8 protein-coding genes are annotated in these 11,226 nt (G+C 41.2%); 1 reads left to right on the forward strand and 7 read right to left on the reverse strand.

What is annotated here, in order from left to right; translation table 11 throughout:
• Nucleotides 1-449 precede the first annotated feature (449 nt).
• On the forward strand, nt 450-2,207 hold the full coding sequence (locus SM124_RS20350) for a methyl-accepting chemotaxis protein (protein ID WP_322448377.1): 1,758 nt from the start codon (nt 450-452) through the stop codon (nt 2,205-2,207).
• Between the two features lie 50 nt (nt 2,208-2,257).
• On the opposite strand, the gene SM124_RS20355 is transcribed toward SM124_RS20350, so the two are convergent.
• The 7 genes from SM124_RS20355 to SM124_RS20385 form a co-directional block, all read right to left on the reverse strand.
• Nucleotides 2,258-3,736 (reverse strand): flotillin family protein, encoded by a 1,479-nt coding sequence (locus tag SM124_RS20355; RefSeq protein WP_322448378.1) that lies wholly within the window; start codon nt 3,734-3,736, stop codon nt 2,258-2,260.
• Nucleotides 3,737-4,017: 281 nt separating this feature from the next.
• Nucleotides 4,018-4,614 carry a class I SAM-dependent methyltransferase gene (locus SM124_RS20360; RefSeq protein WP_322448379.1) on the reverse strand — a complete coding sequence of 199 codons (597 nt, stop codon included), beginning with the start codon at nt 4,612-4,614 and terminating at the stop codon, nt 4,018-4,020.
• A gap of 90 nt (nt 4,615-4,704) precedes the next feature.
• Nucleotides 4,705-5,016: an STAS domain-containing protein gene (locus SM124_RS20365; RefSeq protein ID WP_322448380.1), complete on the reverse strand. Its 312-nt coding sequence runs from the start codon at nt 5,014-5,016 to the stop codon at nt 4,705-4,707.
• Nucleotides 5,017-5,169: 153 nt separating this feature from the next.
• Nucleotides 5,170-6,855 (reverse strand): methyl-accepting chemotaxis protein, encoded by a 1,686-nt coding sequence (locus tag SM124_RS20370; protein ID WP_322448381.1) that lies wholly within the window; start codon nt 6,853-6,855, stop codon nt 5,170-5,172.
• A 40-nt stretch (nt 6,856-6,895) separates the two neighbouring features.
• Entirely contained in the window at nt 6,896-7,312 is a 417-nt protein-coding gene (locus SM124_RS20375; RefSeq protein ID WP_322448382.1) for an ATP-binding protein, read from the reverse strand.
• Between the two features lie 294 nt (nt 7,313-7,606).
• On the reverse strand, nt 7,607-7,942 hold the full coding sequence (locus SM124_RS20380; protein ID WP_322448383.1) for a hypothetical protein: 336 nt from the start codon (nt 7,940-7,942) through the stop codon (nt 7,607-7,609).
• A gap of 29 nt (nt 7,943-7,971) precedes the next feature.
• The gene (locus tag SM124_RS20385) at nt 7,972-10,926 is read right to left on the reverse strand and encodes a hypothetical protein (protein ID WP_322448384.1); all 2,955 of its coding nucleotides are present in this window, start codon (nt 10,924-10,926) and stop codon (nt 7,972-7,974) included.
• Nucleotides 10,927-11,226 lie beyond the last annotated feature (300 nt).

Consider the following 11,226-nt stretch of genomic DNA (forward strand, 5'->3'; position numbering starts at 1 on the left):
TGAACCTCCTATAAATATAACTAACTTTTATACACTCGTAATAGTTTCAATTATATTTATAGAAGGTGTAATTGTCAATTTTTTCTACTAGATATGGATAAAGAGGTAAAAAGGGCTACTGTTCCTTTAATTATTATTATGATTGGGGCAATACTTTTAACAAAGGTACCGATCCTTCATACAGGACTAGTGCAATTTGCTTTTTCTGCTAGGTTAGATATAGTTATGTTGGTATTATTATTTATCCTGTATCATCGATCTTCTATATAGATTATTCTAAAAAGCCAGACTCAATTGGGTCTGGCTTTTGTTATCTCAACATAATAATTGTTATAAAATTTTAAATTTTGCCATAATTTAGCCATTGCTTTTAATGGTAAAATAGTAATATACTTCATAAATAAAAACACTACTAAACTACTATCAATTACATAGAAAGGGTGTTAAAGATGAGAAAAAATTTATTTGCTCAAATTATAGGTATTACTATTACCCTAATTGTTCTTGTTTCTTTAGTACTCGGTGGGGCGAGTTATTTATTCGCTGAAAGGGAACTAGTGAACAGCGGCAAGTTGAACCTTATGCATATTGCGGATGGAGCTATTCCTGTTCTTGAAGAATTAAATGATGAGGTTGTAAGCGGCTCAATTACTCTTGAAGAGGCAAAAGAGAAAGCTCGTGTTAGACTCAATGGTCCCGCTGTTTCAGGAAATGAAAAATTATTTTATGATTTTACCCAGTCACCTTATACATATAAAGAAAACGGATATATCTTTGCATATGATAAAGACTTAAAAGTACAGCTTCATCCAGTTCTACCTCTTGGACAAGACATGTCACAAGTAAAGGACAAAAAAGGTAACTTTATTGTTAAGGATTTATATGAGATTAGTAAAAAAGGAGATCCGAGCCAAAGATATTACGAATTTGCATGGCCAAAAGCTGGAGAAACAAAAATGAGTAATAAAATCTCTTATACGGTCTATTTTGAGCCTTGGGATTGGGCGATTATCATCGGTGCCTATGAAGATGAATTCCACACTTCTATTAACACTTTAAAAATTCTAATCTTGGTTATTTCTTTCAGTACAGTGATGTTAGCAACACTCCTTATGTTCTTACTTTTAAGAAAAAAACTTCTCGCTTTAAAAACAGTGACTACATCTATTATTGAAGTGGCTAATGGTAATTTAAAGAATGAGACAATACATTATAAAAGCTCAGATGAGGTAGGCCAGATTGCAAAAGCTTTTAACAAAATGTCAGAAGAATTACGAGAGTTAGTTGGAAGAATACAAACGGTTGGCCATCAAACATCACAATCATCACTAGAATTATCAGCTTTAGCAGAACAAACAACTGCTTCTAGTGAAGAGATTGGTAGAGCGATGGATGAAATTACAAAGGGTGCAGTTTCACAGGCTGGAGATATTGAAGATGTGAATGCAGGGACAGAATCATTAGCTCATACGATGAAAGATTTAAATTCTCAAAACCAGCAAATTATTAAACTAACTCAAGAGAGTACAAATGCGGTTTCAAACGGTAGGAATCAGGTATCCTCTCTCCAAAAGGCTAATTTAGACTCCAAGAATTCTTTGAAAACGATTGAACATACGGTAGAGGAATTGAGCGGACAGGTTCGTGATATTTCTGGAATCGTTTCCACCATTGGTGAAATCGCAAACCAAACGAATTTGTTAGCCCTTAATGCTTCTATTGAAGCAGCTAGAGCAGGAGAACACGGAAAAGGATTTGCAGTTGTAGCGTCAGAGGTTAGAAAATTAGCCGAAGCCACCAATAAAGCAACAGATGAAATTCAACAAATGATTCAGGCGATTGAGCACCAAACTAAAGACAGTGTAGCTGAAATGAATACAACGATGGCTTTATCCGAACAATTAGACCATGCAGTAACAGATACAGAAAAAGAATTTAGTAACCTCTCTTCAATTATTCAAGAAATAATACACGCCATTAACCGAAGTAGTGAATACATCAATAATGTAGATAACTCCATTCAACATCTATATACAGGTATTCAAAATGTGTCAGCTGTTTCTGAACAAACCTCTGCTTCATCTGAGGAAGTGATGTCTTCTGTAGAAGAGCAAATTGCTGCTATATTAACTATTTCAAGACAAGCAGAAACACTTACTCAGCAAAGCGAACAGCTCAATGAATTAATAAAAAAGTTTGAAGTATAAACAGTTATATAAAAGGACCTGTTCAGCATGTGAACAGGTCCTTCTATACGTTATTCTTCTTTTTTATTTATTTCATTACTTGGTAAGTTCGTTACTTCCCTGTCATTCGTCGTATTATGAATAACGACGCCTTGTGAACGATTCACATATGACTTTAATAATTCACCAATGTCAATTCCAGTCATCTCTTTTAATGGCTCTTTCATATCAACCATCGTTTTTGTAATGCTTTTACCGAAGGAAGGAATTCCTTGGCCATTACCAGAATCAATAATTTTAACAGATTCAATGTTATTAAGCGGTTGAGCAATTTTTTCAGCAAACACCGGTAACATTTCAATTAGTTTTTCGGTAATGATAACTTCTCCATGTTTTTCCATGGCCTCTGCTAGTAATCTACGAGCTTCTGCTTCTGCTTTACCACGCTCACGAATGACATCTGCTTCGGCAGAACCTTCTTCTCTACGAATCTTCGCTTTAGCTTCTCCATCAATTTCGGCTTTACGAGCTTCCGCTTCTGCTCTACGGGTTGTTTCATAATAGTCTGCATCTGCCTTCGTTTTACGTACCTTCAATTCTTCCTCTTCTAGCTTAACTGCACGCTCTCTCTCCATAAATTGAAGAGACAATTCTTCTTCTTTTACTTCCTTTGCTAGCTTCGCTTTTTCTAATTCGTAGGATTGCTCTGATTTCGCACGTGCTCGTTCAGTTTCCTCTTTAAAAGCAGCATCTTTAATATCCTTTTCTTTTCTAGCTTCTGCAATGGAAATTTGGCGTTTGTATTCTTCCTCTTTGGCTTCTTGGTCTGTTTGAGCACGGTGAATACGAGTTTCACGCTCCGTGTTGGCCTCAGCTATTTCAGCTAATTTTCTAACCTCAGCAATACGTGGTCTACCCAAGTTTTTCAAATATCCATTCTCTTCATCTGCATCCCTTATGTCAGTTAAACCTAGGGAGGTAATTTTGAAGCCCATTAAGTCTAGTTGTTTCTGGGCAATCTCAGAAACATCCGCATTAAATGTTTCTCTGTTACTATTAATATCTTCTACGGTCATTTTTGATAGAATTGCACGAAGATTACTTCCTAATACCTCAATGATTTCTAGTTCTATTTCATCTTGTTTTTTCCCTAGAAATTGCTCGGCATAATTGGCAATTCCATTTAAAGTGTCCGCAACCTTCACCATCGCAACCGCATCAGCAACAATGGGAACCCCTCCATTTGTATATACTCTTGGAGTAGATAGCTTTAATTGAAAGGAGGTAAGGTTAACAGGTGTCGCAGTCTGAAATCGACGTAATCGATAGCCTCCACCTCGTATAATTTTCATGGAACGCCCTTCATCATCAGTAAAAATATTCGTTTCTTTTTCAGGATCACCTAATCTTGGACCTGTAATAATTAGTGCTTGATTGGATTTCGCTGTTCGATATCGTATCCTAACCCAAAAGTAATATCCAACTCCACCAAGGACTGCAACAATTAACACTGGTATGACAAACATTGCAATACCTATAGACGTAAGCATATTCAACCTCCTGTTTGTTTATTAAGACTGTTTCACAAATAAATACATTAGTAAGAAATTGATGATTACGTTTTACTGTCTTGATTGTGAAAAGAGCCTTTACTCGTTAAATAACTAGCTACAATAATACTTACGATTAACCGCCTATAAAGTTTCGAAAAATATGAAAATTCATTCAATATTTTAGTTAAAAAGAAAAAGACTTTCCATAAGGAAGCCTTTTGTGTTTGATGTTTTAACATTTTCTATGTAGCTAAACTTTACCCTATTCTAATAAGATTTTATGTTAAACGGTACACTAAAAACCTTTCAGACACATCTTTTTCCGATAATTTGATTTCTTTAGCAAGTTCAAAAGAAGTTTGATTTTCCAAGTAGTAAATATAATCTTCTGATGGATAGTATAAAATTACATCTAACTCTCTTTTCTCAAGTTCATATGAAAGGAGAATATTTCTAATTACCTTCATAAAGATGGCAAGTGAAAAAGGGTTAAAGAAGTAAAATCGGTTGTCTCTTAATTCAATAGGATATTGTTCGGCTAGGCCAAAATGAAAATGCATCCTCTCTTTTCCTGTTTTTACTCTTTTACAGTACTGGTCCCGGTTACGGATAGCTTCTTGAAAAAAATTCTCACTCATTTCTACTCCCACCACTTCTGCTTGAAAGAAGTAATGGATGTAAAAGTTTAAACGACCTTTTCCACATCCAAAATCAACAATGCGATGTTTACTATTCAACTCGTACATTTCAAATAAACTATCTAATGCTTCATATGGTGTTGCCTCATAGCGATGGTAATGAAAGGATGAATGGAAACCCATTTGATTTCCCGTAGTTTTAATATTAAGCAATTCATCATAGTTTTTTTCATTCATAGGTGTCTCCTAAAAGGAAATTTACTTTAGTTTATATTAACCTAAAAAAACCTTTAACTGAATATACACAGTTAAAGGTTTTTTCAAAGTTTATTCTATTTCAAACACTCGATCTAAACGAGTTAATTCAAACAATTCTTTAATGTTCCCTTTTATTCCCTTTATTTTCACAAATCCACCTTTACTAGTACAACGTTTATGGATAGCGATTAGCACTCCAAGGCCCGAACTGTCTATATAATTTAACTCACTTACATCCACAGTCATACTTTGTACCCCTTGGTCAATCTGCTTTAACAGTCTTTCACGAATTTCAGTAGCTTCTTCTACGTAAAGATCTCCTACTAATCTCACTTTAATTAGATGTGGTTCTAATTCAGTAATCTCTATTTTCTTTAGCATATTCTTATTCCCCCTTTAATCATTTTTGTTAAGACGAACCGAGCCTATGTTACATGACTTTATTGTAAAATCTATTTATTGTTTTCCTCTATTTCCCACACCTTGAACTACGCTCCATTTAATCTCATTCTCTATAGTTATATAAAGAATAACTTATATTTTAAATATCTGAACCGAAGATTGTAATTCTTGTGCCATAGCACTTACTTCTTCGGCACTACTTGAAACAGTTTCCATTGCAGCGGTTGTTTCTTGAGTGGATGCAGCCACTTCTTCTGTACTTGAAGCGGTACTTTCCATAATAGTTGAAAGCTTGTGTATAAGAGCAACGATTTTATCTGAACTTGCAACTTCTTCATCTGTTACATCAGTAATGCTATTCACTTCTTTTAAGGTAATTGTCACAGCAGTTAGAATACGATCAAGGGCATGTCCAGCACTTGCTACAACAGTAACACCCTGTTCTACCTCTACCTTATTTTCTTGAATAGCTTTAACCACTTCTCCTGTACTTCCGGAAATTTTCCTAACAAGCTCTGCTACTTGACTTGCCCCATCATTGGATTGCTCAGCCAATTTACGAACCTCTTCTGCTACTACAGCAAAACCTCGTCCATGTTCTCCCGCCCTTGCTGCTTCAATGGAGGCATTGAGAGCCAGTAAATTGGTTTGGTCTGCAATACTAGTAATCATTTTAGTAATGTGTCCAATTTCTTGTGAATATTGATCGAGCTTTTGAATTAGCCCTTCTGTTTCTACTGTTCTACTGCGAATAATCTCCATTTTATTAATAGATTTACTCACAATATCTTTACCTGCGTTTGCTGTTTGAAATGTGGTTTCTGAGTTTTGCTGGGCAGAAATGGCTTTCCCTTTGGCAATCTGAATAAGAGACGATAACTCTAATAATACTTTTGAAACTTCTACAACAGATTGATTACCAGTCTCTGTGTTCTGTGCCACGTAGTTCATTGAGTTTGAAACCTCTGCAGCGGAAGCAGATACTTGTTCACTAGATGCTGCCATTTGTTCTGAAACAGCCGTCAATTCTGATGATGATTCAATAACAGTTGACACTACTCCTCTTAAACTTTTGCTCATATCGTTAAAAGAACCAGCTAAATCCCCAATCTCATCGTTATTTTTTAAGATAATGTCTTCACCCGTTAAATCTCCGTTTGCAATTCTTTTTGCTCGATTAGAAATCTCAATCACTGGGTAAGCGACTTTTCTTCCAACAAATATTCCTATTCCAACAGCTAGTATGATCGCTAAACCAATTAGTGCAATTAATATATATAGAGACTCATCATATTTTTGTTTGTTCTTATTTAATAAGTCATAGGCTACTTCTTTATTAATGTTAATTAGAGCGGTTATATTTTCACTAGCAGGTCCAAAATATTGTCCACCTGCTTTTAATCCTATTTTGGCTTCTTCATACTGCCCATTTCTAATTAACTTGATATTATTGGCTACAACTCCAGTAAATTGACTCCAGTTTGCTTCAAACTCTTTAAACTTTGCTTCTTCTTCAGGAACAAGATAGCTCTCTTTATATGCCTTAATTAATTCTTCAATCTTTAAAATATTCTCTTCGGCAACTTTTGTTGTTGCTGGGTCTTCTAAGTTAACAGCTGTTACCATTTGCACACGGGTATTCTCAGAGTACTTAGCAATTTCAGCTATTTGAGCTAAGGGTACAACACGATCGTTGTACATATCTACTCCATTTTGATTTACGGTAGATAACGTGTAAATTGCTTCCAAACCTAAACCTACCATGATTATGACTATAATAAAATACGATAATAAGAGTTTCTTTGTTAACTTTGCCATCCAATGATCCACCTCAATCTTTAAGTAAGCTTTCCATTATTCATAGGGTTCTGATGTATTTCATCATAAGAACTTCATTCCCCTTACGGTTGTAATACACTTTATCCGAAGCACTTGCTATAATGGATAAACCTCTCCCTGATTCCTCCAATAATTTTTCCTCAAATATGGCTTCTGGAGAAGCTGTTACACTACTTAATGCATCTTGGGCATTAAATCCCTTTCCGTTATCTTTTATTCGGATGATTAACCGGTCATAATTTGTAACCCTTATACAAAGAGTAACGGGTTTTTGATCTCGATTGGACTTAAGGGCATTGTTAATCGCCTCATTGACAGCCACTTCCATTAAAAAGGAAACAGGATTTCCAAGAATTAACTGAATCTCCTTATGTAAAGTACTTCGTAATTCTCGATATTCCGCTTGTGTACAAAAGGTATGTACGGTTCTATACATGTAACCAACCTCCAAAGGGAGTAAACTAATAGATGTGACAGAGCAATATGTTCAAAGTGGTTGTAAGTTTAATCCAGTTATTTATTAATCTCATACTAATTGACCTGTACACGAGGTAATACTAACCCATAATTCCAGTTTTCACTAGGTAAATAGTATAATGTTCACAATCCTTTCATATGAAGCTAGTCCTTTGTTCACGATTATGTCAAAATTATATTTTTCAAGTGTCTATTTGTTCTTAATAGAAAACTGACCCGGAAGTAAACTCCCGAGTCAGTTTGAATTCTTACATTATTTAATACTAATCTCTACACTAGCGGGACCTTTGTTCTTTGTGGAAACAGATACTCCAGATCCTCCACTCTCCTGAATAATTTCAAAGGAAACCTTTCTTTTGACATTTGCTACATCCACTTTATATATTCTTTCCGTACCTGGTTGAAGAGTATCACTTTTAATTGGTTTTCCATCTAAAAATATTCCTAGAGATTCTTTTAAATCCGAATCCTTATCATAAGCATTTAAATTGAACTTACGACTTTGCTCAGTGTGACTATTCCTTACTTTTACAAGAATAGCCTTACCCTTTGCCGGGATGGAACAACGCGAGATATTTCTTTTGGCCATAAGAACCTCCTCCTTCCCTATCTAACTAATTAGGACTCATTCTTTTTTAGATTATTAATTGCATCAAGGACCGCTTGACGGTTTCCGTTCCCTTCTTGAATCATTGTCGAAAGAGTATTAGTTAGGTTAGCGATAAGCGAGTCGATATTGCTGCCTCCAGTTTGATTCCCTCTTAAAGCTTCAAGCATACTAATTGTGGATAAAATAGATGCAATAGCTGTTGCATTATTATCTACATAACTAATCACAACGTTGTTACCATTCGTGAAAGTATTCCCACCTGCGCTGATCGTGTTACCATCAAAGCTAGTATTTGCATCTGCATTTGCGTCGGCGTCCGCTTCTGCATCCGCTTCCGCATCCGCTTCTGCATCCGCTTCCGCATCTGCTTCGGCATCTGCTTCCGCATCCGCTTCCGCATCTGCTTCTGCATCTGCTTCGGCATCCGCTTCCGCTTCCGCATCTGCTTCGGCATCCGCTTCCGCATCCGCTTCGGCATCCGCTTCCGCATCCGCTTCCGCTTCCGCATCCGCTTCAGCATCCGCTTCGGCATCCGCTTCCGCATCTGCTTCTGCATCTGCTTCCGCATCCGCTTCGGCATCCGCTTCCGCATCTGCTTCCGCATCCGCTTCCGCATCTGCTTCCGCATCCGCTTCCGCATCCGCTTCCGCATCTGCTTCTGCATCTGCTTCCGCATCCGCTTCTGCATCCGCTTCGGCGTCAGCTTCGGCGTCAGCTTCTGCATCTGCATCCGCTTCCGCTTCGGCATCCGCTTCCGCGTCCGCTTCCGCATCGGCTTCCGCATCCGCTTCCGCATCGGCTTCTGCATCCGCTTCCGCGTCCGCTTCCGCATCAGCGTCAGCATCGGCATCCGCTTCCGCGTCGGCTTCTGCATCCGCTTCCGCGTCGGCTTCTGCGTCCGCTTCTGCATCCGCTTCTGCATCCGCTTCGGCTTCGGCATCGGCATCAGCGTCAGCGTCGGCTTCTGCATCCGCTTCCGCGTCGGCTTCAGCGTCCGCTTCTGCATCCGCTTCTGCATCCGCTTCTGCATCCGCTTCGGCATCGGCATCAGCGTCGGCTTCTGCATCCGCTTCCGCATCGGCTTCTGCATCCGCTTCTGCATCCGCTTCGGCATCCGCTTCTGCATCGGCTTCCGCATCCGCTTCTGCATCCGCTTCGGCATCCGCTTCGGCATCCGCTTCGGCATCGGCTTCCGCATCCGCTTCTGCATCCGCTTCGGCGTCCGCTTCGGCGTCAGCTTCTGCATCTGCATCCGCATCAGCTTCGGCATCCGCTTCCGCGTCCGCTTCCGCATCGGCTTCCGCATCCGCTTCCGCGTCCGCTTCCGCATCAGCGTCAGCATCGGCATCCGCTTCCGCGTCGGCTTCTGCATCCGCTTCCGCGTCGGCTTCAGCGTCCGCTTCTGCATCCGCTTCGGCATCCGCTTCTGCATCGGCATCAGCGTCAGCGTCGGCTTCTGCATCCGCTTCGGCATCTGCTTCCGCATCGGCTTCTGCATCTGCTTCTGCATCCGCTTCAGCATCTGCTTCGGCGTCCGCTTCGGCATCCGCTTCCGCATCGGCTTCTGCATCCGCTTCCGCATCGGCGTCGGCTTCGGCATCCGCTTCCGCATCTGCTTCGGCATCCGCTTCAGCATCTGCTTCGGCGTCCGCTTCGGCATCCGCTTCCGCATCGGCTTCTGCATCCGCTTCCGCATCGGCGTCGGCTTCCGCTTCGGCATCCGCTTCCGCATCTGCTTCGGCATCCGCTTCTGCATCTGCTTCTGCATCTGCTTCGGCATCCGCTTCCGCATCGGCTTCTGCATCCGCTTCCGCATCGGCTTCTGCTTCTGCTTCTGCATCCGCTTCAGCATCTGCTTCGGCGTCCGCTTCGGCATCCGCTTCCGCATCGGCTTCTGCATCCGCTTCCGCATCGGCGTCGGCTTCCGCTTCGGCTTCCGCTTCCGCATCGGCTTCGGCATCCGCTTCTGCATCCGCTTCGGCATCCGCTTCGGCATCCGCTTCCGCATCGGCTTCGGCATCCGCTTCTGCATCCGCTTCGGCATCCGCTTCGGCATCGGCTTCTGCTTCCGCATCGGCTTCGGCGTCCGCTTCTGCATCCGCTTCGGCATCCGCTTCGGCATCCGCTTCTGCATCCGCTTCTGCATCCGCTTCTGCATCCGCTTCTGCATCCGCTTCGGCATCGGCATCAGCGTCAGCGTCGGCTTCTGCATCCGCTTCAGCATCTGCTTCTGCATCCGCTTCCGCATCGGCTTCTGCGTCGGCGTCGGCTTCTGCATCTGCTTCCGCATCTGCTTCTGAATCTGCTTCTGCATCAGCTTCCGCATCAGCATCGGCATCTGCGTCGGCTTCTGCATCGGCATCTGCTTCCGCATCGGCATCTGCTTCCGCATCGGCGTCGGCATCGGCATCTGCATCGGCTTCTGCATCAGCATCAGCATCGGCGTCTGCGTCGGCATCAGCTTCCGCATCTGCATCAGCATCAGCGTCTGCATCGGCTTCCGCATCCGCATCGGCTTCCGCATCGGCTTCCGCATCGGCGTCGGCATCCGCATCTGCATCTGCATCTGCATGGGCTTCTGCATCAGCATCAGCATCGGCGTCGGCGTCGGCATCAGCTTCCGCATCTGCATCAGCCTCAGCGTCTGCATCGGCTTCCGCATCCGCATCGGCTTCCGCATCCGCATTCGCATCCGCATTTGCCTCAGCATTTGCCTCAGCCTCTGCAATGGCTACACCATCTGCTTCTACCTCTACATCAGTCTCTACAACAGAGATCCCATTAATTTCATCCTGTAAAGCTTCTATACTATCATTTAACCTTTGTCTTTTTCTTTCCAGTCTTGCTTCTGGTAAGTCTCCTGCAAATCGTTCTAGATGTTCTAATTTAGCCAATAAACGTTCAAGCCTGGCTTGTAGGCGAGCATTTTTTCTATCATTACGTTGTTGTTCTTCGTTATCCAAACCTAATTCCTCCTTCCTGAATGTACTACATTATAGTACTGCTACCGGGTAATTGTTCTGGGAGGATTAACCAATTTAGAGACTAATGCGGACCTTTAGGCTCAATTATTAATATATAATTCTTTAAAATATTTGGTTCAGCAAAAAATTCAAAATTAAAGAACCACCTCCAAAATGAAGTGACCCCTGTCAAGTAGACAGTGATAAAAACGCAAATTTAAGCAGCCTGAGTTCTGTATATATAAGGACTCAGGTTATTTAATTTCTTTTGAAATCTCTGGTAATTATAGAATCGTATGT

It is taken from the genome of Robertmurraya mangrovi, from assembly GCF_034427655.1.
GTDB classification, from domain to species: domain Bacteria; phylum Bacillota; class Bacilli; order Bacillales; family Cytobacillaceae; genus Robertmurraya_A; species Robertmurraya_A mangrovi.